The organism is Methylobacterium sp. Leaf456, assembly GCF_001425465.1.
GTDB lineage: Bacteria > Pseudomonadota > Alphaproteobacteria > Rhizobiales > Beijerinckiaceae > Methylobacterium.
In genome coordinates this window covers 100,341-122,686 of record NZ_LMQV01000004.1, presented here as the reverse complement: position 1 = coordinate 122,686, position 22,346 = coordinate 100,341, and the positions used below count along the sequence as shown (strand labels likewise).

22 protein-coding genes and 2 tRNA genes are annotated in these 22,346 nt (G+C 69.7%); 9 read left to right on the top strand and 15 right to left on the bottom strand.

Annotation, left to right across the window (positions count from 1 at the left end; all coding sequences use genetic code 11):
- Positions 1-47: 47 nt before the first annotated feature.
- Positions 48-224: a hypothetical protein gene (locus ASG52_RS27805; protein ID WP_200945576.1), complete on the top strand. Its 177-nt coding sequence runs from the start codon at positions 48-50 to the stop codon at positions 222-224.
- A gap of 6 nt (positions 225-230) precedes the next feature.
- On the opposite strand, the gene panE is transcribed toward ASG52_RS27805, so the two are convergent.
- Positions 231-1,163 (bottom strand): 2-dehydropantoate 2-reductase, encoded by a 933-nt coding sequence (gene panE / locus ASG52_RS05730; protein WP_056240269.1) that lies wholly within the window; start codon positions 1,161-1,163, stop codon positions 231-233.
- Positions 1,164-1,357: 194 nt separating this feature from the next.
- Here panE and ASG52_RS05725 point away from each other — a divergent pair.
- Positions 1,358-1,432 (top strand) — tRNA-Glu (locus ASG52_RS05725).
- 219 nt (positions 1,433-1,651) lie between these two features.
- Here ASG52_RS05725 and ASG52_RS05720 read toward each other — a convergent pair.
- Together ASG52_RS05720 and ASG52_RS05715 are read right to left on the bottom strand one after the other, a co-directional pair.
- A complete protein-coding gene (locus tag ASG52_RS05720) occupies positions 1,652-3,799 on the bottom strand; it encodes a helicase-related protein (protein WP_056240266.1) in 2,148 nt (715 codons plus the stop codon).
- A 508-nt stretch (positions 3,800-4,307) separates the two neighbouring features.
- Positions 4,308-4,562, bottom strand: coding sequence for a hypothetical protein (locus tag ASG52_RS05715; RefSeq protein WP_286158955.1), 255 nt, complete (start codon positions 4,560-4,562; stop codon positions 4,308-4,310).
- Between the two features lie 339 nt (positions 4,563-4,901).
- Between ASG52_RS05715 and ASG52_RS05710 the strand changes: the two genes are divergently transcribed.
- A complete protein-coding gene (locus ASG52_RS05710; RefSeq protein ID WP_056240264.1) occupies positions 4,902-6,395 on the top strand; it encodes a TolC family protein in 1,494 nt (497 codons plus the stop codon).
- On the opposite strand, the gene ASG52_RS05705 is transcribed toward ASG52_RS05710, so the two are convergent.
- From ASG52_RS05705 to ASG52_RS05695, 3 genes are read right to left on the bottom strand one after another with little or no spacing between them, the layout of a single operon-like run.
- Entirely contained in the window at positions 6,355-8,499 is a 2,145-nt protein-coding gene (locus tag ASG52_RS05705; RefSeq protein ID WP_056240262.1) for a peptidase domain-containing ABC transporter, read from the bottom strand. The genes ASG52_RS05710 and ASG52_RS05705 overlap by 41 nt on opposite strands.
- A gap of 46 nt (positions 8,500-8,545) precedes the next feature.
- Positions 8,546-9,859 (bottom strand): HlyD family secretion protein, encoded by a 1,314-nt coding sequence (locus tag ASG52_RS05700; RefSeq protein WP_056240259.1) that lies wholly within the window; start codon positions 9,857-9,859, stop codon positions 8,546-8,548.
- 49 nt (positions 9,860-9,908) lie between these two features.
- Complete coding sequence (locus ASG52_RS05695; protein WP_056240256.1) at positions 9,909-10,868, bottom strand: lysophospholipid acyltransferase family protein; 960 nt, start codon at positions 10,866-10,868, stop codon at positions 9,909-9,911.
- Between the two features lie 102 nt (positions 10,869-10,970).
- Here ASG52_RS05695 and ASG52_RS26905 point away from each other — a divergent pair, with 102 nt between their 5' ends.
- Positions 10,971-11,138 carry a hypothetical protein gene (locus ASG52_RS26905; RefSeq protein ID WP_156383801.1) on the top strand — a complete coding sequence of 56 codons (168 nt, stop codon included), beginning with the start codon at positions 10,971-10,973 and terminating at the stop codon, positions 11,136-11,138.
- Between the two features lie 115 nt (positions 11,139-11,253).
- On the opposite strand, the gene ASG52_RS26900 is transcribed toward ASG52_RS26905, so the two are convergent.
- A complete protein-coding gene (locus tag ASG52_RS26900; RefSeq protein ID WP_162249974.1) occupies positions 11,254-11,367 on the bottom strand; it encodes a bacteriocin in 114 nt (37 codons plus the stop codon).
- A 59-nt stretch (positions 11,368-11,426) separates the two neighbouring features.
- On the opposite strand from ASG52_RS26900, the gene ASG52_RS05690 reads away from it, so the two are divergent.
- The 4 genes from ASG52_RS05690 (at position 11,427) to ASG52_RS05675 (ending at position 13,074) form a co-directional block, all read left to right on the top strand.
- Complete coding sequence (locus ASG52_RS05690) at positions 11,427-11,657, top strand: hypothetical protein (RefSeq protein ID WP_056240253.1); 231 nt, start codon at positions 11,427-11,429, stop codon at positions 11,655-11,657.
- Positions 11,658-11,992: 335 nt separating this feature from the next.
- Positions 11,993-12,685, top strand: a complete 693-nt coding sequence (locus ASG52_RS05685) for a Maf-like protein (protein WP_082552377.1) — start codon at positions 11,993-11,995, stop codon at positions 12,683-12,685.
- Positions 12,682-12,885: a DNA gyrase inhibitor YacG gene (gene yacG / locus ASG52_RS05680; RefSeq protein ID WP_056240250.1), complete on the top strand. Its 204-nt coding sequence runs from the start codon at positions 12,682-12,684 to the stop codon at positions 12,883-12,885. The genes ASG52_RS05685 and yacG overlap by 4 nt, the downstream gene beginning before the upstream one ends.
- A gap of 113 nt (positions 12,886-12,998) precedes the next feature.
- Positions 12,999-13,074, top strand: a tRNA-Phe gene (locus ASG52_RS05675).
- 55 nt (positions 13,075-13,129) lie between these two features.
- Here ASG52_RS05675 and ASG52_RS05670 read toward each other — a convergent pair.
- From ASG52_RS05670 to ASG52_RS05655, 4 genes are all read right to left on the bottom strand, one after another.
- Positions 13,130-13,891: a tyrosine-type recombinase/integrase gene (locus tag ASG52_RS05670; RefSeq protein WP_056240247.1), complete on the bottom strand. Its 762-nt coding sequence runs from the start codon at positions 13,889-13,891 to the stop codon at positions 13,130-13,132.
- 342 nt (positions 13,892-14,233) lie between these two features.
- Positions 14,234-14,635: a BLUF domain-containing protein gene (locus ASG52_RS05665; protein ID WP_056240244.1), complete on the bottom strand. Its 402-nt coding sequence runs from the start codon at positions 14,633-14,635 to the stop codon at positions 14,234-14,236.
- Positions 14,636-14,681: 46 nt separating this feature from the next.
- Entirely contained in the window at positions 14,682-14,948 is a 267-nt protein-coding gene (locus tag ASG52_RS05660) for a c-type cytochrome (RefSeq protein WP_286158954.1), read from the bottom strand.
- A gap of 164 nt (positions 14,949-15,112) precedes the next feature.
- Positions 15,113-17,035, bottom strand: coding sequence for a heavy metal translocating P-type ATPase (locus ASG52_RS05655; RefSeq protein ID WP_082552376.1), 1,923 nt, complete (start codon positions 17,033-17,035; stop codon positions 15,113-15,115).
- A 129-nt stretch (positions 17,036-17,164) separates the two neighbouring features.
- Between ASG52_RS05655 and ASG52_RS05650 the strand changes: the two genes are divergently transcribed.
- Positions 17,165-18,025, top strand: coding sequence for a universal stress protein (locus ASG52_RS05650; protein ID WP_056240239.1), 861 nt, complete (start codon positions 17,165-17,167; stop codon positions 18,023-18,025).
- A gap of 115 nt (positions 18,026-18,140) precedes the next feature.
- Here ASG52_RS05650 and ASG52_RS05645 read toward each other — a convergent pair whose 3' ends face one another.
- The 4 genes from ASG52_RS05645 to ASG52_RS27610 form a co-directional block, all read right to left on the bottom strand.
- Positions 18,141-18,500, bottom strand: coding sequence for a host attachment protein (locus ASG52_RS05645; protein ID WP_286158953.1), 360 nt, complete (start codon positions 18,498-18,500; stop codon positions 18,141-18,143).
- Between the two features lie 92 nt (positions 18,501-18,592).
- On the bottom strand, positions 18,593-19,411 hold the full coding sequence (locus ASG52_RS05640; RefSeq protein WP_056240229.1) for a universal stress protein: 819 nt from the start codon (positions 19,409-19,411) through the stop codon (positions 18,593-18,595).
- A 413-nt stretch (positions 19,412-19,824) separates the two neighbouring features.
- Complete coding sequence (locus ASG52_RS05635; protein WP_156383799.1) at positions 19,825-20,688, bottom strand: response regulator transcription factor; 864 nt, start codon at positions 20,686-20,688, stop codon at positions 19,825-19,827.
- A 571-nt stretch (positions 20,689-21,259) separates the two neighbouring features.
- On the bottom strand, positions 21,260-22,327 hold the full coding sequence (locus ASG52_RS27610; protein ID WP_162249973.1) for a class I SAM-dependent methyltransferase: 1,068 nt from the start codon (positions 22,325-22,327) through the stop codon (positions 21,260-21,262).
- Between the last annotated feature and the right edge of the window lie 19 nt (positions 22,328-22,346).

Here is a 22,346-nt window from a genome sequence, read left to right as displayed (position 1 = left end):
CCGTCCGTCAAGCAGAGCCTGTCGGGACGCCCCTGGAGACAACGCCGATGCCGACCCTGAAACTGCTCGTGGGCGCCGCCCTGCTCGCCGTCACCACCGCCGCCTGCGCGACGGCGCCGGCCGCGCCGGCCTACGATCCGGCCCCGCCCCCGGCGCGGCGCCCCGATGCCAAGACCCAGCTCGAATACGGCAACCCGCCGCCGCCCCCGCCGGGCCGCTACTGAAGCGGCTCAGGCCGCCTCGCGCGCCCTGCGGCTCTCGTAGGCCTTCAGCCCGGTGAGGACGCGGGCGAGGATCGGCGTCTCGATGCCGGCCTTCCGCCCGCGTTCGATCAGGTCGCCGACGATGTGGTCGGCCTCGATGCGCGCACCACCCTCGATGTCGCGCAGCATCGAGGCGGTCATCGGCGAGCGTTCCGCCGTCAGGATCTTGCGCGCCCCCGCCAGCACTTTTTCACGCGATCCATACCCGTTGGCCGTGGCCACCGCCTGGCACTCGTCGAGCAGCCCTTCGATGAAGGCCGGCCCACCGGGTGCTGCGACGACGTCGCCGATGCTCGCGCGCATCAGCGTGGTCGCGCCGGCCAGCGTCGCCAGAAACACCCACTTCTCCCACATCTCCAGCACCACCTTGTCGCTGGACCGGGCCTGGAAGCGCACGCCCTCCATCTGCGCCTCGATGGCCGCGATGCGCTCAGAGCGCGCGCCGTCGCGCTCGCCGTAGGTGAAGCTGTGCAACTCGCTCATCTGGCGGATCTCGCCGGCCTTCGTCAGCGTCGCCACGATCGAGCAGGTGCCGCCGAGCACCCGCTCCGTCCCGAAGGCGGCGTCGAGCACGTCGAGATGGCGCATCCCGTTGAGGATCGGCAGCACCGCCGTCCGCGGCCCGACGGCAGGACGCAGGTCGGCCACCGCTCCGTCGAGGTCGTAGGCCTTGGCCGAGAGGATCACGAGATCGAACGGCTCGCTCAGCGTGTCCGCCGTGACGGTCTTCGGGGCGGCGATGTGCACGTCGCCGACCGGGCTCTTCACCCGCAGACCCTCGGCGGCGAGTTTTTCGGCGCGCGCCGGACGCACCAGGAACGTCACGTCGCGCCCGATCTCGGCGAGCCGCGCCCCGAAATAGCCGCCGGTCGCCCCGGCCCCGACCACGAGTATCCGCATGGTTCCTCCCCGCCCTTCGCCCCGCCGCCCGCGGGTTCATGCGGCATCTGCGCGCCGGGACGGGTCCGGCGCAAGGGTGCGAGGGTGCGCAAGGGCGCGGCCCCCCGGATTTCCGCATCCGACGTCGGAAAGACCGCAACACGGCCGTTGCCCCCGAGGCCTGAGCCGATTATAGAGCCGCAGGCCCAGCGCCAGCGCCCTTCGTCTATCGGTTAGGACGTCAGCCTTTCACGCTGAAAAGGCGGGTTCGATTCCCGCAGGGCGCGCCAGTCCCATCAATCACCTTGCATTGATCGGCTGGCGCGACACGAACTTCGTTGTCGAACGCGTGTCTGTGGCTTCTCAAGATGTGTGCACACGGGCCACCTGCCCGAGCGAGACGGCCTTCAGGCCACCGCCTTTACCCTGAGCACGAGACGGTGGCGTTCCGCGACATCGAGCGGGCTGCCAGCCATCGAACCCTGGCACGCCTCCCCTTATGGTTCCGTTCAGTTTCGTGCCTCGACGACGCGGCGCGTCCGGCGCTCCGCCTTGCGCGTCGCCGTCTCCCGTAGGTGATGCTCGATCGCGTCGTTGGCGCGCCCCCGCATCTGCCGGATCGCCTCGACGTCGTCGAAGGTCTCGGGAAAGCGCCGGGCGAGCCAGAGATAGGCGCTGGCGAGCTTCACCGTACGCTCCTGATAATCGAGTTCGCCCGCCATGTTGGCGCGCAGGGCCGGGACGCTCGCGCCGAGGGCGCGGGCCTGGCTCCAGCGCTCCAGCATCCCCATGGCGATCTCGTCGCGCCGGTTGATCGGGCAGACCGAGAACACGAACTTCTCCTCGATCGGCAGGCGGGCGCGGTCGATCGTGCGCGCGACGTCCAGAATTTCCTCCAGGGCCGAGGGCTGGAACGGCGAGCCGGCGTAGAAGGTGGCGCGGGCGAAATGCGTCATCACCTCGGTGAGGCTGTTCGTGCGCATCTCCTCCGCCACGGAGCGGATCGCGGTCAGGTCGGGGCGCACGAAGAAGCGGGTGTCGGCCGCCGGCGCCGTCGGCGCGCCCGACAGCGCGAGGCGGATCGGTTCGAGCGCGGTCGGCTCGGTCGCCGCGACGTAGCCGACCTCCTGATGCCCGTAGCGCCCGGCCCGGCCGGCGATCTGGCGGATTTCTGAATTCGTGAGCGCCCGCTCCCTGGTGCCGTCCCACTTGCGCACCGCCGAGAACACGATCCGTTTCAGCGGCCCGAGATTGAGACCCATTCCGACCGCATCGGTGGTGACGAGGACGTTGGCCTCGCCCGAGCGGAACCGCGCGGCCTCGGCACGGCGGACCTCGGGCGAGAGCGCGCCGTAGATCGTCGCGACCCGGTGCCCGCGGGTGACCAGGATCTCGCGGTTCTCGTGCACGGCGCGGCGGGAGAAGGCGACCACGGCGTCGCCCGGCTCCACCGTCTCCAGCGGTACCGCCTCGTCCTGCAGCAACAGCGGCGACTTGCGCTCGAAGGCGATCACCTCCAGCGACTCGTCGGCCGCTTCCGCCGCGCGGCGCACATAGGCGAGAGCGTCGTCCGAGCCGCAGACGATGACGGTCCGGGCCGGCACACCGAACAGGGCGTTCGTCCAGGCCCAGCCCCGGTCCGGGTCCGCGAGCATCTGAATCTCGTCGATCACGGCGACGTCGATCGGTCGGGTCAGGTCGGCGGTCTCGATGGTGCGGGCCGTGTGGGTCGGGTCGATCTCGCCCAAAACTTCCTCGCCGGTGACCATGCCGGCCCGCAGCCCGCGCTCGCGCAGGGCCTCGTAGTTCTCCAGGGCCAGCAGCCGCAGCGGCGCGAGGTAGGCGCCGGTTGGCGCATCCGTCAGCGCCTGGAGCGCCGCATAGGTCTTGCCCGAATTGGTCGGCCCCATGTGGAACAGGATGCGCCGGTTCAGGCGCCGCGCCGCGCCGAACTTCTCGATGTAGGCCCCGAACCCGACCTGATCGCGCAGGCGCCGCAGGCGCGAGCCCTCGCGCGCGACCGCCTTGGCCCGCTGGCGTACCGGCGTCAGGGCGTCCGCAAGCGAGCGGGCGAGCCGGGGACCGAAGCGGAAGGCGCGGGAGCGCAGCGAGCGGTCCATGTGTTCGAGATAGGCGGCTGCGTCGGCGCCGACCTCGCGCAGGTCGGCGAGGATCTGGCCCCTCAGCCGGTCGATGGGCTTGCGCAGAGCGCCGACGATCTCGGCCTCGGCCCCCGTCAGGGCGGCCCGAAGGGCGTCGAGGCGGTGGGTCGGATCGTTGCGCGCGGCGATCTCCGCCAGGATTTCGGCCGCCTCGCCTTCCGGCGCCGCCTCCACCCGCAGATCCATCCGGCCGGCGTCCAACAGCGGGATCGCGACGCGGATGGTCCAACCGACCCCGCCGTCCTTCGCGACCGAGGCCCTCAGGGCGGGAATGGCGCGCTTGAGCGCGGGGATGCCAGTCTCGACGAAGGCGCGCGCCGCCGCCCTCTCGCGCAAGGCGCCGGCGACGCGCTCGTCCTCGACCTCCGCCCCGAATTCCGGCAGTTCGAGATGGGTCCGCAGCGCTTCGAGATCGACGCTGCGAGCGGGCAGGCCGAGCCTCGCGACGGACTCGGCCAGGCTCTCGATCGTGGGGCGCAGGCGCTTGCGGGCCATGAAGGCGGGTCTCGGCTGAAACGGAAGGCGGGACGATCGGCCCGGGTCAGGCGAGCAACGGGTACGACCGGCTCAGGGTTCGGCGCATGGCCTCCACTCTGGCTCCTACAGCAGCGCTCGTCGATGTCGGTGGCGTTGTGATCCGCCACCGGCTCGTGCTCGTTGCCCTCGGCGAAGATCACGACATCGCCCGGTCCGACATACGGCGCTGGCCCCGGGGCAGCTGGCCGAGAGCGCGTTCAAGAACCTCGACGCGGGTGGTGCGGATGCCGACGACCGCCTCCTCTACAAGCAGACGACCGGCGAGCTACTCTACGACGCGGACGGCTCGGGCCGCAGGGCCGCGGTGACGTTCGCGGTTCTCGACACCAAGGCGGCGCTGAGCGCGGGCGACTTCCTCGTGGTGTGAGGCTCTGTCAGGGGCGGTCCTCTCGGATCGCCCCTCAATGCCGTGCCTTCGGCGATTCGTCCGATTTTTCAGCTCGATGACGAACGAATTGCGAAGGCGTCATGTCTCGGCCCGCAGGCTCTTGATGAAGCGTCGGGCGATCTCACGCACCGCCTCGTCGTCGCGCGCCGTGCCCTCCGATCGGTCCCAGAGATGGTCGAGGCTGGCGTCGAGTTCGTCCAGCATCTCGGGATGGCGGCCGGCGAGATGGCGCAGGGCGCCGAACAGGATGTGCTCCACCGCCATCTCGCGGCGGCGGGCGTCGATCACCTCGGCGGTGTCGGAGGGGGTTTGGGTCGGGTCTGATGCGCTCATGCGCGATCAACCGGTGGGTTTCGCTCGGGTTCGCGGGCTCCGATGCCGCAGCCGGGCGGCCTCACCTGGGCACCGTTTCCCCGGTGTCGTCGAGGTAGACGCAGCCGCGCTGGCCGAGTCGGGATTCCAGTACGCCGACCATGCCACGCGCGCTCGTCTCGACATCGAGGGTGGCGCGTCGTCCGCCGAGATCGGTGCCTCGCGTAAATTAATGTTAAGCATAACCCGCCGATAACCATCCCGTTGCCGCGCCGGATTCGGACGCGGTGCGGGGGGCGGCCGGCGGCTGTGGCATCGAAGCGTCCGATATCGGTTCGATCCGCCGCGTGGCTGTGCCTGATGCCGGTGCTCAGCGGTCCCGCTGCGGCGCAGAGCCTGGAGGAGGCCTCGGCTTCCGCGCTGGAGCAGAGCTTCGTCCTGCGGGCCGACAAGGCGCGGCAGGATGCGACCGACGCGCGGCTGCGGGGCGCGATCGACGCGTTCATGCCCAAGGTCGGCGTCGTCATCGACCGGCCGCTGGACAGCCGCTACACCTATTCGCCGCAGATCGAACCGATCCAGGTCGGCCTCGACGCGACGCCGCGGCGCGCGCCCGACCAGTTCGGCCTCACCGCCGAGCTGCCGCTGTTCGATGGGTTCCAGCGCTGGAACAACCTGAAATCCGCCCGCACGCTCAGCGAGGCCGGGCGTTTCATCACCTTGAGCCAGCGCCAGCAGGTGCTGCTCGACACCGCAGTCGCCTACATCGCGGTCCTGCGCGATAGCCGCATCCTCGCGGCGCGCGAGGCGCAGGTCGCAGCGATCCGGCGCATCAACGAAGCGACGACGCGCCAATTCGAGTTCAACGACGCGACCCGCACCGACGTGGCCCTGACCCTCTCACGGGTACAGGAGGCGGAGGCCGTCCGCGAGCGCGCCCGGATCGAGCTCGCCGCCGCGCGGCTGGAGCTGAAGCGGCTGACCCGGATCGAGCCCGAGCGGATGGTGCCGCCGCGCCTGCCCGATCAATTGCCCCGCAGCGAGGACGCCTATGCCGACCTCGTGCTGGCCAGCAATCCGGCACTCGCCGCCGCCCGGCTCGACGCGCAATCGGCGCAGGAGCAGGCGCAGGCGAGCGTCGGCGCGCTGCTGCCGCGGGTCGACCTCCAGTTCGGCCATACGGCGCAGTCGCGCTACAGCCCAGCGCTCGACCGGCTCGCCGACACCACCACCCGCGTCGTCGCCCGGATGCCGCTCTACGAGCCCGGCGCCTTCCCGAAGCTCGCCGAGGCTTCGGCGGTGGCCCGCCAGCGTGGCTACGAGGTGCAGGACGAGGAGCTGACCCGCGTCACCGCCGCCCGCACGGCCTACGCCAAGCGCGCGGGCATCGGCGCGCAGCTCGCCCGGCTGACCGAGCGGGTCGGCTACCTGCGGGCGACCATGCGGGGCTTCGCCATCGAGCGCGGCGCGGGTTTTCGGACTGTCCTCGACGAATTGAACATCCGGGCCGAACTCGCCGATGCGGAGGTCGCCGCGGCGGCGGTGACGACCGAGCGCGACGTGTTGAGCCTGCAACTCGCGGCCGCGGTCGGACAGCTCGACGTCGGCACGAGCGTGCCGGCTTCCCGCCGGTTCGATCCGATTCCGGTGCCGGAGCGCCCTGCCCCGCTGGCTCTGCGCGGCAGCGGCAGCGCCCCTGTCATGACCGATGTCGGCCCGGTCCCGCGGGAGGCCGCAGTGCCGGCGCTGCGCGGCTCGCGGACCGAGCCGGCCCGGCGCGCGGCGCTGCCGGTCGTGCCCCGCGCCGGCGGGATCAACCCCGGAGCGCTGCGCGTGTCGCGGGCGGAGCCGTGACCTCGACGAGGCGGCGGTCCTCGATGCGCAGCACCCGATCGACCTGATCGAGCAGCCGCTCGCTGTGGGTGACGAACACCTTGGCGGCGCGCACCGAGCGCAGGCTCTCCACCAGGGCGGCCTCGGTGGTAGGATCGAGGTTGGCGGTCACCTCGTCGAGCAGCAGCAGGCGCGGGCGGCGGCACAGCGCGCGGGCGAGGACCAGACGGCGGCGCTGGCCGGTCGAGAGCAGGCCGTTCTCCTCCGAGATCTGCGTGGCGAAACCCTGGGGCAGCCGCTCGATCTCGTCGGCCAGCCCGACGCGGACCAGAGCCGCCTCCATCTCGGCCCGCGACACCGAGGGGTCGAACAGCGAGAGGTTGTCGGCGACCGTGCCGGAAAAAAGCCCGTCATCGGCGAAGACCACGCCGAGATTGTCCCGGAAGGCGCGACGGCCGAACTGGTCGAGCGGCAGGCCGTCCACCACGACGCGGCCGTGGGCCGGCTCATGCAGGCTCGCCAGGATTTTCATCAGCGAAGACTTGCCCGAGCCGGAGGTGCCGATGATCGCGATGGTCTCGGCCCGCTCGATGTCGATGGTGAGGCTGGCGCCCGTCAGGATCGGCTCGTCGCCGCGGCCGAACTGCACCGTCACGTCCTCCAGCCGCACCTCCTTGCGGAGCTGGCGCTGGAACTTCGAATCCTCGACGCCCGGCTCCGGGTCCTGGCCGACCACGTCGTCGAGGCGCTGGAGATGCACCTTGAGCGCCGAAAGCTGCATCAGGCTGTGGGTCAGCAGGTTGACCCGCTCGAAGAAGTCGGTGCGGAGCGCGAAGAAGGCGTAGAGCGTGCCGATCGTCAGCGCGTTCGAGAGCACGCCGGTGATGCCCATGTAGAGGGTCGTTACGGTGCTGAAGGCGATGACGACGTGCATCATCAGCTCGGCGTCGAGGCCGGCCTTGCGGGCGCGGAAATCGAGGTTGGCGAAGCGGGTGAAGCTCTCGAACCAGCGCAGCGCGAACAGTTCCGTGCCGTTGTGGGCCTTGAGGCTGTCGACCCGGCGTAGGCCGTCGAGCAGGCGCCCGCGCTCCTCCGAGCGCGCTTCGAGAGAGCCGGCGGTGGCCTGATTCAGCTTCGGGAAGGTGAGGAAGCGCATCGCCAAGATGGCGGCGAGGGTCAGCAGCGTCGCGAAGGCCATCGGCGGCGCGTAGTAGAACATCATCCCGACGAGCAGGACCGAGGTCAGGCTGTCGGCGAACGCCGTGACGAGGCCGCCGACGAGGTAGGTCTTGACGTGGTCGATCGAGTCGACGCGGGCGACGAAGTCGCCGGGATGGCGTAGCTCGAAATAGGTGAGCGGCAGGCGGAAGGCGTGGCCGACGACGTTGCGGGTGAATTGCAACTCGAGCAGCGTCGAAGCCCGCAGGGTCACGAAATCGCGCAGCCAGCGCCCGAGCGCCTCGAACACCATCATCAGCGCGAGCCCCGCGGCGAGCACCTGCAACAGGTCGAGATCGACCTGCGGAATCACGACGTCGAGGGCGACCTGCAGCAGCACCGGGGTGGCGAGGCCGAGGAGCGCGATGGCCGCGGAGACGAGCGCGATCTGCCAAAGCGTGCTGCCGAGCCCGCGGGTGGCGCGCACCAGCTCGATCAGGGTCAGCTTGCGCTCGGACTTGAACTGCTTGATGTCCATCCGGGGCGCGAATTCCAGCACGATGCCGGAGAACATCCGCTCCATGTCGGCCTGATCGTAGAGCCGCAGGCCGAATTCGGGATCGTGGACGCGGTAGCGCCCGCCCTTGATCGATTCGAGCACCACGAAGTGGTTGCCGTTCCAGTGCAGGATCGCGGGCAGCGCGACGTTGGCGAGTTCCGTGACGTTCGAGAGCGCGTAGCCGCCGGCGTCCAGCCCCAAGCCGTCGGCGAGTTCGACGATGTCGCCCAGCGTCATGCCGGTGCGCGAGAGTGGGAACAGGGCGCGCAGGTAGCTGAGGTCGATGTCGTGGCGGTGATAGTTCGCCACCATGGCGAGGCAGGTCAGCCCGCACTCGTTGGTCTCGCTCTGCACCAGGGTGCGGACCCGCCGCCGCCCGGTAAGGATGCCTTTCAGCCAGTCGTTCATGGGTGGCTGCTCGCAATCAGGATCGGGATGGTGCGGCGGGTGTTCATCAACCTCTTCCCCGCATCGCCTGGATCGGGTCGAGCATCCAGTCGATCAGCCTTCGCTTCTCGACCACGATGTCGGCCGAGAGCGTCGAGCCGACGCGGATCGGCTCGTCCACGCCGTAGGCCCGGACCGTGCGGGCGTTGGGGCGCACCTCGACGCGGTAGCTCGACTGGCGGCTCAGGCTCTCGGGGCTGATCGACACGTCGCCCGCCGCGGCCACCGCGACGGTGGGCGAGCGCAGCGGCGTGTCCGAGATCACCGTGATGGTGCCGTGGGCGATGCCGAAGGTCTTGAACGGGAAGGCGTCGTATTTCAGCACCACGTCCTGCCCGACCTTGGCGAGACCAATGGCGCGGGCCGGCACTTCGAGCACAATCAGCGGCTCGGCCCCGGCCTCGCCGACGATCGCCACCACCTGATCGCCCGAGACCGAGGCGCCCGGCTCGACGAACAGGCCGGCGATCTGACCGTCGGCCGGCGCGACGATGTCGAGGCGCGACTGGGCATTGACGCCGGTCAACTGCGCCTCGACGGCGCTGAGATCGTTCTCGGCCGAGGCGAGCTGCGCCGCCTTCTCGGTGACGTTGGTGCGCTGCGCCCGCAGGCGCTCGGCGGTCTCCTGCTTCAGCTCGGCCCGGCGGGCGCGCAGCTCGCTGAGCTGGCGGGCGTAGTCAAGGGCGATGCGCTGCTGGCTGTTGAGCGATTCGCGGGTGGCGTAGCCCTGGTCGAGATACTTCTGGATGCGCCGGACCATGTCCTCCTGCTGGCGCAGGCCCTCACGCAGAACCTTCTCCTGCTCGTCGAAGGAGCGGACCACGCCCGCGACGTTCGCCTCGGTGTCGCGCTCGTCGTCGCGGGTCGAGTCGAGATAGGCCGAGAGCCGCGCCTGCTCGCGCTTCAGGTTGGCCTGCCGCTCGCGCAGGCTGCGCTGATTGGCCGAGACGGTGGAGACGCCGCCGGTGGTCTGCTCGCGCAGCTGAATCTGCATGATGCGCTGGCCCTGGCGGACCCGATCGCCCTGGCGCACGTCGATGGTCTGGACGATGCCGGGTGCCTGCGCGTCGAGACGGGTGAGGCCGGACGAGGCCGAGACGTAGCCGCGCACCGATTCGGTGCGGGCGAAGCGGCCGAGGAACAGGGCCGCCACCACGGAGACGATGATCGCCCCGAAGAACCACGTCATCCACACCGCGCCGCGGTCCTGGCGCAGGTGGATCGTGGCGCCGGGGCGCCGCTTCTGGAACGCGGCGGTCGGGCTCGCGGGCTGAGCCTCTTGCAAGTCGGTATCTTGCGTGTCGGTGTCGGGGTCGCTCATGGGATCGATTCGGGCATCGCTCGTCGGCACGGGGCGTGCCGACCCAGGCTCACGCCGCGTCCCGGACGGGGTCCGGCACGGCCGATGAGGCGGCGCCGGGCAGGATGTCGGAAGGGGGTAAATAATCGGACAGCATCGGCCACAGATGCCACTGCTCCGGGCGCCGCCGCAGGGCATCCTCGATGTGGCGGCGCATCAGCCCGGCGGCGCGAGCGCGCTCCTCGGCCGTGTCGGCGTAGACCTCGAACGGCGTGCCGATGCGGACCGTGTCGCCCCCCGGCTCCATCTCGGTCACCCAGGGCACGACCACGGCGTCGGTGAGCCGCGCCAGCGTGTCGGTGCCGAAGGCGAATCGCGTCGGCATCCCGAAGATCGGCATGGCTGCCGGCGCGCCGTAGCTCGGGTCGAGGTCGCAGAACACGACGATCACCGCGCCCTTTCGGGCGAATCGCACCGCTGAGAGGAAATCCTTGCGGTTGCCGACCTGGAGGAAGCGCATCTCGACGCCGACCTCGCGGATGCGCTCGATCACCGCGGTTTCCATCGGCATGTCGTCGCGCTGGCGCAGGACGAGCATCGGACGACCAGGAAAGTAGCTCAGCATGGTGTGGGCGAGGCCGGCGACGTAGGCGCCCATATGCAGCGGCGCGAGGATGACCGGGCGCCCGGTCTCGGCGAGGCGCGTCAGAGTCTCGGGTTCCTCGACGCGGATGTGGCGCAGGTCGCGCTGGCTCGCCCGGATGTCGCGCAGCAGCAAAGCGGCCCACTCGGTCTCGGTCATGCGGTCGTGCAGCGCGGCGGCGCGCTCCAGGCGCAGGGCCTCGGCGCGGGGCATCCGCAGGATCCGCATGAACAGCGCGGCGTGGCCGGTCCCGGTGTCGCGGCCCCGGAGCCGTTCGACGGCGTCGGTCCAGTGATGAACCAGCAGGACCGCGCGGCGGCGCAGCGGCAGGGGCAGGCGCACGAGGCTGCGGCCCGCCATGCCCAGTCCGAACGCGTCCCCCGCCATGCCGGCCTCCCTCGCCCGATCGGTCTCCCCGCCCACGATGTGACGGATGGGATGCGAAGGAGGACTTAAGGCGCGAATCGAAAAGTCGCGCGGATCCGGCCGATGCGAGCCCAGAACAGCAAAAAGCCCGCCGGCGGCAGCCGGGCGGGCCTCTCGGAGCGTCGTCGCGGCCGACCGTTCTGGGTCGGCGCGGCGCGGCTCTCAGTGCATCAGCACTTCGAGGACTTCTTGCTGCTGCACGGGCTGTGGCAGCTGTTCTTCGGGGTGTAGCAGGAGGTGCCGCCGGAAACGGTCTTGAGGGACTTGGTGTCGAGCTTCTTCATGGTCGTCATCCTTGGTCGAGAGGAAGGGAGCGTGCAGAGAGCCGATCACGGCTCTCGCGCGATCAGCACTTGGAGGACTTCTTGCTGCTGCACGGGCTGTTGCAGCCGGTCTTCACGGTGAAGCAGAAGGTGCCGCCGGAAATCGTCTTGAGGGCCTTGGTGTCGAGCTTCTTCATGATCGTCATCCTGGTTCGAGAGGAAATTTTGAAACCGAGAACATCGCCGAGAGCCGGCAGTGGCCCTCAAGGCGAAGTTCTCAGAGCATCAGCACTTGGAAGACTTCTTGCTGCTGCACGGGCTGTTGCAGCTGGTCTTGACCGTGAAGCAGAAGGTGCCGCCGGAAACCGTCTTGAGGGTCTTGGTGTCGAGCTTCTTCATGGCTGTCGTCCGTTGTTGTGAGCCGGCCGGTCGCCGTCTCGCCCCCAATCTGTCTCGTTTTTCGACCGCGCTGTCTACGGGTGATTAGGAGGTTCGTAACGGTATTAACTACTGAAGTCCAATAAAAGTTAATGTCGATCCTGTCATTCAGTGCAACAATTCTGGCATTATTTGCTCGTTGTCAGATATTTTTGTGCTATTTTCAGTCGATCGGCTTGTCGCGGAAGTGCGGCCTGTCCTGGTTCGGGTCGAAGCTTCCCGATCTAGGACGTTTTTGCTTTCCTCCGCCGATCTGTGGAAAATTCGTATCGTCGTCCGGCGCGAACACGGGACGGCGCCCTGCCCGGCCGCACTCGGCCTGAAATCTGCCGACGCATCGGCCCGCGTTGCGGTGTCGGCGGGCTTGCGCGTAAGACCACGGCGATGACCGACCATCCGACCCTTAAAGGCCAGCCGCCGATCTCCGGCGCCCCGGCCAGCCCCCTTTCCGGCTCCTTGGCCCGCCCGCTCCTCGTGCTGGCTTCGGCCTCACCGAGGCGGCTGGCCTTGCTCCAGCAGGTCGGGATCGAGCCGGACGCGCTCCTGCCCGCCGACATCGACGAGACACCGCGCAAGTCGGAATCGCCCCGCGAACTCGCCCGGCGCCTTGCCCGCGAGAAGCTGGAAGCGGCCCAGGCCGCGGCCCGGCGGCGGGAGGACCTGCGCAGCGCCTACCTCGTCTCCGCCGACACGGTGGTGGCGGTGGGCCGGCGCGTGCTACCGAAGGCCGAGACGCTGGACGAGGCCGCCGATTGCCTGCGCCTGCTCTCGGGCCGGGCGCACCGGGTCTATACCGGCGTCTGCGTGCTCTCGGCCAAGGACCGCCTGCGCGAGCGCATGGTCGAGACGCGGGTGCGCTTCAAGCGCCTCTCCAACCGCGAGATCGAGGGCTACCTCTCCTCGGGCGAGTGGCGCGGCAAGGCCGGCGGCTACGCCATCCAGGGATTGGCTGGCGCCTTCGCGGTGAAGCTCGTCGGTTCCTACAGCGCCGTCGTCGGCTTGCCGCTGAACGAGACCCTGAGCCTGCTCGAAGGCGAAGGCTTTCCGGTGCGAGGCGCCTGGGGGGCGGCGGCGTGAGCGCGGCCCCCGCGAAGAAGGCGCCGCCCTGCCCGATCTGCGGCCGCCCGGCGACGCCCGAGGCCAAGCCGTTCTGCTCGCCCCGCTGCGCCGACATCGACCTCGGCCGCTGGCTCGGCGAGCGCTACGTCATCCCCGGCCCGCCCGACGAAAATACCCCTCCCCCGCGGCCGGAGAGCGACGACGACCGCTCCCGCTGAGGCCATCGCAGGAACGTCAAAAAACCCGCGGCGCCGATGCAAAACCAGGCTGGACAGGATCGGGAGCCTTCCTTATACCCCCGCTCGTCGCAGCGCACAGCGCAGCGGCTGATGCCCAGGTAGCTCAGTTGGTAGAGCATGCGACTGAAAATCGCAGTGTCGGCGGTTCGACTCCGTCCCTGGGCACCATAAGCTTTTCAGAGCTCAATACTTACAAGCACTTAGTCCCCTCAAAAGTCCCACTTCATCCTACCGCTGCTTTCGGTGGGGCACTCTCCTCTCCCGATCCAGCCAGATTAATCAGGTGCATGGCGTTCCCAACGAGCACCTTTTGGCGCGCTTTTCGGGTGTAGAGCGCCGCCTGTTTCGGGTTGGTCCAGCCGTAGATTGCCATGAGCTGGCTCTCCGTCGCGCCGTTCTCGGCTGCGAGCGACGCGCCTGCCTTGCGCAGACCGTGGGCGGTGCAGTGAGGCAAGCCGGCTTCGGTACAGCGCTTGCGGAACCAATTGCCGAAGCCGTTCGCCGTGAATGGCTTCCCCCACTCGGTTTCCAGGAAGGTCAGACCGATCGTTTCGGTCGCCGGCACAGGTAAGGCGTCGATCGACCGCTGCAGGATCGGCAGCACCGGCAGCTCCAAGGTGACCGGCGCGCGGTTGCGGTTCTTGTGCTGGGTGTAGCGCAGCCACCCCTTGCGGACGTGCTGTCGGCCCAGGGCCACCACGTCGGCGCGGCGGCAGCCTACGAAGAGCAGAAGTGCCAGGGCGAGATAGACTTTCGAGCCGGGCGGATGGCGGGCGACATACTGCGCCACCTCCTCGACGCTCCAGGTATGAAACCCGTCCGTCTTGCCACGCAGGTACGGTACATCCCGAGCCGGGTTGGCGTCGGTGAGCTGCGCCTCGACCCCGTAAGCGAACACCTGACGCACCGCCTTCAGCCTGCCGTTGGCCGCCTCGCGCTTGTCGGCGCGGCGATCGCTCAGGACGCGGATGGCCTTGGCGCTCATCCGGGAGAGTGGAAGATCAGCGAAGACCTTAGACGAGTCCGGAGCGATCGGCTCTGCGAACGTCGCCTCCAGGAGGGCTCGGCGGACCTTCTTCGTGCGCGGATCCAGCCCTCCGTGAACTCAGGGGCAGCGAAGTAGCGCTCGCAGAGCCAGCGCCACGTGCCCGGCTGCGCCGGAGGACGTGCTGCGGGCGTCGTCGGCAGGCTAGATATGGGATCCAGGACGATGCTCCATGGTGTTGTGCCGCATCGTTTTTTCCGAAAGCCGGAAACCACCTTTCGGGACGGTGCTTTAGCCGTGCATTCTTGCGGCGAACCGGTTTCCACCTCGTCGGGATGCGCTCTACCGACCCTGCGCGAATTCCTGCATCGCCCGGATCAGGCGCTCGAGATGGCCCGGATCCGGGCAAGGTGTGGCGCGCTCCGCGATGGTCACGATCAGCCCGTCGATGAAGACCGAGCTGCCGATATAGGCCAGCGCCCATCCGGAGAAACGGCGGCGTTCCGTGGTTGCCTCGAGGGCGACGTCGATTCCCGTGTGTCGGTCGTCGCGGCGGATGCTGTCCATCAACGTAGCGATGCCGGCCGGCGGCCCTTCGAAGAACTGCGCGAACCGTGTCCGGGAGGCGATAAGGGCGCCACTGACGCCGAGGCTGGCGTTCCTGACGCGGGACACGGCGACGATGTCGCCGATCTCGGCCTCGGTGCACATCCGGCGGCTGACATAGAGCAACGAACCGTCCATGGCGTCCTCCCCGGCGCAGCCACGGCCGCCGTTGCGATGTCGGCGCTCATGGCCGCAACGAGCGGAAATAGGCCGAGAGATCCGCGGCCGCTGTCGGGTCGAGCCGGATATCGGGCATGGCCGGATGACGCCGCTCGACGCCCTCGACCAGTACGTCGGCGAGGTCGTCGATGGGAAAGGTCCGGGCGAGACCCCGGAACGGCGGTGCCGCATGCAACGGGCTCGCCCCACGGAGACCGAGGGCATGGCAACGCGCGCAGTGAGCCTGGGCAAAGGCATGGCCGCGTGGCGCCGACGCCTCACCGGCCGCCATGGCGGGACGGCACGCTGCCGGGAGTAGGGCGAGGACGAATGTGGTCGTACGCATCGGCCTTGACCCGCGAGGAACGCCGGAGCCCGCCGCACCGGCCTGTCTGCATCGTGCTCCACCGCCGCCGGACGCACCTTGATCCACCGCAACGGAGACCGGATCGCCCGTTACGGAACAGGCGGCCCCTCCTGCGCCGCCGGACGGGGCGCGCCGCCGAGCGCCCGCATCGCGTTCAGCACGACGGCGACATCGATGGCCTCTTGGAGCAATGCGCCCTGGAGCGGGGTGAGATGGCCGAGCGCCGCCGCGACCATGCCGGCGAGCGACAGCCCGAGCCCGGCCAGCACGCTTTGCAGCGCGATGGCGCGGACCCGCCGGGCGATGCGCATGGCCTGCGGCAGCGGATCGAGCGTATCGACGAGCAGGACGATGTCCGCGGCCTCCGCCGCCGCCGCCGCGCCCCGCGCCCCGAGCGCCACGCCGAGATCGGCGGCGGCGAGGGCGGGCGCGTCGTTGATCCCGTCGCCGACCATCATCACCGGGCCGTGGCGGCGCTCGCGGGCCACGATCGCGGTCTTGCCGGACGGGTCGAGGTCGGCCGTCAGATCGTCGATGGGAAGGCCGGCGACGAGAGCCTCCGCGACGGCGCGCCGGTCGCCGGTGGCGAGCACCACCCGCTCGATGCCGCAGGCGCGCAACGCCGCGAGCGTTCGGCCCCCGTCGGTCCGCAGCGGGTCGGCGAAGTCCAGGATTGCCGCGGGCCGACCATCGACGGCGATCAGCACCGTCGCGACGGCCGCCCCCTCCGGCCCGGCTTCAGAGGGAGGGAAAGTGAGGCCGTGTCGGTGCATCAGGCGCGGGCCGCCGACCCGGACCTGGCGGCCCTCGACCCAGCCGACGAGGCCCTCACCGGCCTCCTCGACCGCGTCCGACGGCTGGGCGAGCGTCAGGCCGCGCGCGCGCGCCAGCGCCACCAGGGCTCGCGCGATCGGATGGCCCGAGGCCTGATCGAGGGAGGCGGCGAGCCGCATCACCTCGGTCTCGGCGAAGGGGGGAACGGTGCGGACTCGGCTCAGGCACGCCCGTCCGTGGGTGAGCGTCCCGGTCTTGTCGATCACGAGGACGCGCATGCGGGCGAGCGCTTCGAGGGCGCCGCCCCCTTTGATGAGGACGCCGAGGCCGGCCGCCGACGACAGGCCGGAGACGAGGGCGACCGGCACCGCCAGGATCAACGGGCAGGGCGTGGCGACGACGAGCACGGCGAGCGCCCGCAACGGATCGCCCGTGGCGGCCCAGGCGGTGCCGGCGACGAGCAGCGTCAGCGCGAGGAAGGCGAGGCCGTAGCGGTCCGCCATCCGGGCCATCGGCGCCTTGCTCGACCGGGCGGCCTCGACCAGTCGGACGACGCCCGCATAGGTGCTCTCGTCGGCCCGCCGTTGCGCGATCAGCGTGAAGGGCGCGCCGACGTTCAGCGTTCCGCTGAGCACCTCCGCGCCCGGGTCGACCGTGACCGGCAAGGCCTCGCCGGTCAGGCTCGAGGCGTCGAGGACGGCGCGCCCGGCCGCGACGCGCCCGTCCACCGGGACGACGTCGCCCGCGCGCACGAGGATGCGGTCGTCCGGCATCACGGCGGCGAGCGGCACCTCGCGGATCGTGCCGTCCTCCGCCCGCAGGGCGGTGCGCGGCTGGCGGGCGATCAGCGCCGTCATCGCCGCGCCCGCCCGGCCCGCGGCATAGGCCTCCAGCGACTGGCCGCCGGCATACATCAGCGCGATGACGACGCCGGCCAGCGGCTGCGACAGGGCGAGCGCCCCGCCCATCGACAGCAGGGCGACGAGATCGAGCCCGACATCGCCGCGGGCGAGGTGCGCGGCGATCTGGACGGCGAGCACCGTGAGCACCGCCAGCGTCGGCACCGCGAAGGCGAGGAAGGCGAGGTCGGGCCGCCCGAGCGCCTGCGCCGACAGGCCGATGCCGAGCCCGGAGAGCGGCAGCAGGGCCAGCCATCCCCGCACCTGCTCCGCCAGGTGGGCGAACGTCGGCTGGCCCGCCTCCCGCGCGGCCGGAACTGGGTGGACGCTCGTCGTCATCTCGGTCGCTTCCGCGTCTCTCTCGCGGGGTCCAACATCAGGCCGACAGGCCGCCGGGCCTTGCGCTGGATCAAGGCGGAGCGGCGGTGACGGGTGACAAGTCGGACGGTCGGTCCAACGGAGTTCACCATGCCCGCCTCCTCCTCTCCTGTCCTCACGGGCGTCCGGGACGTCATGGTCGCCCTCACGGAAGAAGGGCGCGGAGACGAAGTCGCGTCCTCGCTCGGCTACGGCCTGACGCTCGCGCGAGACGCCGGCGCCCACCTCACCGTGGAATCCGCGTCCATCCGCTTCGTGACCACCGGATTGGTGCTGGGCAACTTCGTCGACGAACTCGTCGGGGCCGAGAACCGGCGCATGGCCTCCCTCGCGCGCAGCACCGCGGAGCGGATCGCGCAGGATGCGGCCCGAGCGGGCGTCGTCTGTACGACCGAGTCGCCGAGCCTCCAGTACGACCGCCTGGTGGCCCGCCTCTCGGCGCTGGCGCGGCTTCACGACCTGACGATCCTCGACGCCGAGCCGCTGGCGGTGCTGCCCGACCGCGACGTGATCGAGGGCTTGCTGTTCGAAAGCGGGCGCCCCTTGATCGTCGTTCCCCCCGGCGGCGACACGTTCCAGGCGCGCCGGATCATCGTGGCCTGGGACGGCAGCGCCCAGGCGGCGCGCGCCGCGAACGACGCCCTCCCCTTCCTGCGGGCGGCGGAGGCGGTCGCGCTCGTCTGCGTGGACGAGCCCGAGCGGCTGCAGGACCGCGTGCCGGGGGTGGAGTTCGCGCCCCACCTTGCCCGCCACGGCGTCACCGTCACGGTCGAGGACCGGCCCGCGGACGGAGACGCCGCCGAGGCTTTGCGCCGCGCGGCGGCCGGGTTCCGGGCCGACCTGATCGTGATGGGGGCCTTCCGGCATTCGCGGCTGCGGGAATGGATCCTGGGCGGCGTGACCCAGTCGCTGCTCGCTCGCTGCGACCTGCCGCTGTTCATGGCCCACTGACCGCCGCTTCCTGATCGCCCGGCCGACGCTCGTCGGGTACCCCGGCAAGCCGACGGTCCTGGGTTGATGGCTCCCTCGCTCGGCGGTCTCAGCTCGGCGAGGCGTCAGGCATGGCTCAGGCAGCGGCCGATCTCCCCGACCGTGTGCCGGGTGAGATCCTTGTCGATCTCGGCCACCACCGCCCGCCGCAGACGCTCGGGCAGGGCGCGCCGAGGCGCTCCAACGCACCCACGACCTGTTCGGCGAACCGGGGCTCGGCCAGATCGTGCCGGTCGGTCTGATCGATGGCGCTGCGCCGGTCGCCGGAGCGGACCCGCGGCGGCCGGTCGGCGCCCTGCTCGCGGGTAGGCGGGTTGGGCGGCGCATCGAACGTCAGCCGGACCTGGATGTCCAGGGACTGAGGCGTGCCCGCATTGCGCAGGACCAGCGCCCGGCTTCCGTCGCAGACGAGGATGTCGGCCGCGTGCGGTATCAAGAAAGGCCGCTTGCCCGGCATCGGAAGGCTCCCCGAGCATCGTCTTTTTCCGGAAGCCGGAAACCACCTTTCGTGACGATGCTCTCGCCGCGTCAGTGGCTCAGCAGGCAGCAGACGGGCGCGCCGTGCAGCAGGTCGCGGGTCACGCCGCCGAAGGCCCATTCGCGCAGGCGGCCGTGGCCGTAGGCGCCCGCGACGATCAGGTCGGCGCCCTGCTCGCCGACGGCGTCGAGGAGCGCCTCCGCTGTGGTGGCGTCGCCGCTGCCGCCCTGCACCGCGCTGGCCTCGATGCCGTGGGCCTGGAGGAGGCGGACGGTGTCCCGGCCGTCCTCGTCGTCCCGCCCCTTGCCTTCGTCGACGGTGATCACGGCGACGTGGGAGGCACGCAGGAGGAAAGGCAGCGCATCCCGCATCGCCCGGCGTGCCTCGCGGGTGTTCTTCCAGGCGATGGCGACGCGCTTGGCCTCCAGATGGTCGGTCCCCGGCGGCACCAGCAGCATCGGCCGGCCGAGCCGCATCACGAGGTCGCCGGGATCGAGCGTGAAGGCCGGCGGACCGGTCTCGCTCCGGCGCCTCACCACGACGAGGTCGGCGCAGGCCGCCTGCGCGATCAGGTAGGGCAGCGGGAAGTCGAGGTTGGAGCGCCATTCGACGCCGCTGCGCGGGCCGGCCGCCTCTAGGAAGGCGGCGTGGGCGGCCTTGAGATCGGTGAGCACGCTCTCGCTCGCGGCGGCGAGCGCGTAGGCGCTGGCCGGGGTCGGGCCGACCGGAGCGAGCGCGAAAGCCGGCTCCTCCGCCGCCACGCCGATCAGGCCCGCCCCGAAATCGTCGGCGAGGTGCCCGGCGAGCCGTACGCGCTCCCGCGAGGGCGCGGTGAGATCGACGGCGACCATGATGCTCGCATAGGTCATGGGAACGCTCCGGCCCGTGGCGGTCGGCGAGACTGGAGCGGCGGGGGCGGCGCGCTTTGACCTGAATCAAGTGTCGTCGCTCTACCGGCCGATCGTACGGAAACGAACGTTCGGACGCTCGGCCCTGACGACGCATTGCCGTTCAGGATGCGGGCGGACATAGTTCGCGCGGAACTACAGGTGTTCTGATTCGATGCTGCACGCGCCTGTCGGAAACGGCCCGATGGCCGCAGCCATCCATGCGTACGATTGGACGAACTCTCCGCTCGGGCCGACGCGATCATGGCCGTAGAGCCTGAAGACCGCCGTCGAGATCATGCTCGGGGCGGCGAACATGGCGCTGGCCGCCTGGGGCGAGCGCCTGACGTTCCTCTACAACGACGCCTACCGGCCCCTGCGGCCGTTGACCGCCGTCACCGCAGCAGGTCGTGCGGGACGATGATGTCCAGTCCGGTCGGGAAGCAGTTGTTCTTCTGCGCCGACGGGACGACGGCCTCCCGTCGGCTCGCCTCGTCTGCGCCGAGCCAGCCTTGATTGAAGACATGGAAGGCGGCCTGCGTCCGATTGGCGACGCCGATCTTCCGGAAGATGCCCTTGACGTGGATCTTGACGGTGGCCTCCGCGATCCCGAGGGCGCGGGCGATGACCTTGTTCGAGGAGCCGCGGATCACGTGGAGCAGGATCTCGCTCTCGCGACCGGACAATCCCGTGACCGTCCTGGTGTCGATTGGGGGCAGTGGTCCGATGCGAAGCGTCGGGACCGCGGCGTTGATGGTCTTCGCCGGGTCCGCAACGGGCGCGACGGCCACGTTGCCTGAGCGTATCACGTAGTTCTGCGATACGAGTTGCAGCAGGTTGCCGAACGCGTAGGCCGTGACATCGGTGGTCACGATCGCGCTCGCCTCCACGACGATCACCGGATCGGGGACGAGGTGCGGCGGGATCAGGACGACGATATGCCCGAGCGCGTTCCGCTCGCGGATCTGCGCCACAAACGCCTTGGTGCGGCTGAAATCGGCGTCCTCCGATCCATCGATGACGAAGATCCGGCATTTCCGCACGCTCGCCTCGTCGAGGGTGAGCCCGCGCTCGGTGACCGGGCACTCGAAGACGCGAAAGCCGCACTGCGCGATCATGCTGCGCAGCCCTTCGCGGAGGATCGCGTTCGACGTCGCCAGCAGCACGCTGCACGTGTCCTTGCGGATCGGGTCCCAATCACGCCGCTGTGACTGGCTTCTGGTCTTGTCCGATGCGGGTAGTTTGGGTTTGGCGGTCATGTCGGTCGCTTCCTATTCTGCAATCTTCGATTCGAGGCTTCTGAGCCGCGGGCTTCGTGAGATGCGGCGATGGAAAATCGAATGCGGAGATTCTGTTGACGACGATGAGCGAGATGGACATGGACGATTTTATCATTTAATAGATTTTTGATATTCTATCATTGGATATATTTCGTCTGCATCTAATTTGCTTCCTCCAAGTTCAACAAGCATATTTGATATTTATCTTTCCATTGGAATTTGATCCACATCAATTTGGCGGATTTTATGCATAGCCCGAAAGAATGAGGCGGCCCGGCCGGGGCGCTTTTGCATGGTGGCTTTCGCATAAGCGCTTTTGAATGCGTAGGGACGGTTCGGATCGAGCTGCCTCCGACCCGACATCTATGACGACGATGGATCGGCGCGAGACGAGGGCCGGCGCCACGACCGGCAGGACGAGAGGGAGGAGCGGCTCGGTTGGAGCCGGCCCGGAGCTCGGTCCACCGGCTCGAGCATCGGACCGAAAGGGAGCCGCCGGCTCGTCGAAGGAAGCCGATGCGCCACCAAAATCCGGCGGATCGACCGCCGCTCAGGGCTTGCGGGCGAGCACGTAGCTGCCGGTGTCGGCCCGTCCCGGCCCGAGCCGGACGTAAATATCCTTGAGGAGGCGCCGGGCGGAGTGCCGGGCGGAGGCGAGGAGGCGGCCCCGGTCCGCCGCGTCGAGGAGGACGGCGCTGCCGCCGTAGCTTCCGGTCTCGACGACGAGGCCGTGGCGATCCGCCAGCAACTCGACCGAGCGCCGGCAGAACGCGTTCAGGTGTTCGAGCGGCAGCATCGCGTTGTAGTCGTTGAACGCCCCGCACCGGAAATCCCGCTCGTAGGGCGACCAGTCGATGAAGCCGTGGCGGGCGATGAGTTGCCGGATGCGGCCCTGCCGCGGCATCGCCAGCTTCAGCACGCCGCCGGGGGCGATGCAGCGCGCCAGCATCGCGAACACCGCCGCCGGATCGGTCAGGTGCTCGAACACCTGCTCGGTGTGGACGATGTCGAAGCGCCGCCGCTCCAACTCGGCCTCGTCGAGGATGGTGACGCCGATGGAGCGGGCGAAGGCGATCTTTTCCGGCGAGATCTCGGTGGCGAACACCTTCATGCCCATCCCCACCGCGACCCGCGCCCAGCGGCCGTAGCCGAAGCCGAAATCGAGCAGGGTCGTGTCCTTCGGCTCCTTGCCGATGCGCAGCAGCAAGCGGCCGAGCCGGGCGGCGACGTCGTGGTGGTTGTCGAGCGTCAGGCGGGACTGCTCGTAAGCCTTGAGCTTCTCCGGATCGATGAAGCGGTCGTAGAGGTGGTGCATCATCTCCGGCGTCGGGACCATCTTCTGGAAGATCAGCGCGCAGTCCCGGCATTCGAGGATCGTGAAATCGACGCCCCGCAGCAGGGCGTGATCGACTTGGCCCTGACTCCGATAATGGCTCTCGACATGCCCCCGGATCGGGGGGCTGTCGTAGGTCGACTCGTAGAGGGTCGTGAGACGGTCGCCGTCGCAGACCGGGCAGTGTTTTCGCGCGACGAAGAGCGGGCTCTCGCCGCTGGCTGAAAAGGTTTCGGGAGTGGGCGGAGCCGCGGCGACGGCTTGCAAGCGGTGAAGGTGTTCCATCGTCGCTATCTCCGTCGGC

What these genes read in the sequence shown, in the direction of transcription:
- ASG52_RS05710 (WP_056240264.1), top strand. Translation starts at nt 4,902, where the DNA reads ATGCCGGTGCTCAGCGGTCCCGCTGCGGCGCAGAGCCTGGAGGAGGCC.
- ASG52_RS05700 (WP_056240259.1), bottom strand. Translation starts at nt 9,859, where the DNA reads ATGAGCGACCCCGACACCGACACGCAAGATACCGACTTGCAAGAGGCT.
- ASG52_RS05655 (WP_082552376.1), bottom strand. Translation starts at nt 17,035, where the DNA reads ATGACGACGAGCGTCCACCCAGTTCCGGCCGCGCGGGAGGCGGGCCAG.
- ASG52_RS05650 (WP_056240239.1), top strand. Translation starts at nt 17,165, where the DNA reads ATGCCCGCCTCCTCCTCTCCTGTCCTCACGGGCGTCCGGGACGTCATG.
- ASG52_RS05640 (WP_056240229.1), bottom strand. Translation starts at nt 19,411, where the DNA reads ATGACCTATGCGAGCATCATGGTCGCCGTCGATCTCACCGCGCCCTCG.
- ASG52_RS05670 (WP_056240247.1), bottom strand. Translation starts at nt 13,891, where the DNA reads ATGAGCGCCAAGGCCATCCGCGTCCTGAGCGATCGCCGCGCCGACAAG.
- ASG52_RS05685 (WP_082552377.1), top strand. Translation starts at nt 11,993, where the DNA reads ATGACCGACCATCCGACCCTTAAAGGCCAGCCGCCGATCTCCGGCGCC.
- panE (WP_056240269.1), bottom strand. Translation starts at nt 1,163, where the DNA reads ATGCGGATACTCGTGGTCGGGGCCGGGGCGACCGGCGGCTATTTCGGG.
- ASG52_RS26905 (WP_156383801.1), top strand. Translation starts at nt 10,971, where the DNA reads ATGCGAGCCCAGAACAGCAAAAAGCCCGCCGGCGGCAGCCGGGCGGGC.
- ASG52_RS05705 (WP_056240262.1), bottom strand. Translation starts at nt 8,499, where the DNA reads ATGAACGACTGGCTGAAAGGCATCCTTACCGGGCGGCGGCGGGTCCGC.
- ASG52_RS27610 (WP_162249973.1), bottom strand. Translation starts at nt 22,327, where the DNA reads ATGGAACACCTTCACCGCTTGCAAGCCGTCGCCGCGGCTCCGCCCACT.
- ASG52_RS05635 (WP_156383799.1), bottom strand. Translation starts at nt 20,688, where the DNA reads ATGACCGCCAAACCCAAACTACCCGCATCGGACAAGACCAGAAGCCAG.
- ASG52_RS05660 (WP_286158954.1), bottom strand. Translation starts at nt 14,948, where the DNA reads ATGGCGGCCGGTGAGGCGTCGGCGCCACGCGGCCATGCCTTTGCCCAG.
- ASG52_RS26900 (WP_162249974.1), bottom strand. Translation starts at nt 11,367, where the DNA reads ATGAAGAAGCTCGACACCAAGGCCCTCAAGACGATTTCCGGCGGCACC.
- ASG52_RS05715 (WP_286158955.1), bottom strand. Translation starts at nt 4,562, where the DNA reads ATGAGCGCATCAGACCCGACCCAAACCCCCTCCGACACCGCCGAGGTG.
- ASG52_RS27805 (WP_200945576.1), top strand. Translation starts at nt 48, where the DNA reads ATGCCGACCCTGAAACTGCTCGTGGGCGCCGCCCTGCTCGCCGTCACC.
- ASG52_RS05665 (WP_056240244.1), bottom strand. Translation starts at nt 14,635, where the DNA reads ATGGACGGTTCGTTGCTCTATGTCAGCCGCCGGATGTGCACCGAGGCC.
- ASG52_RS05695 (WP_056240256.1), bottom strand. Translation starts at nt 10,868, where the DNA reads ATGGCGGGGGACGCGTTCGGACTGGGCATGGCGGGCCGCAGCCTCGTG.
- ASG52_RS05720 (WP_056240266.1), bottom strand. Translation starts at nt 3,799, where the DNA reads ATGGCCCGCAAGCGCCTGCGCCCCACGATCGAGAGCCTGGCCGAGTCC.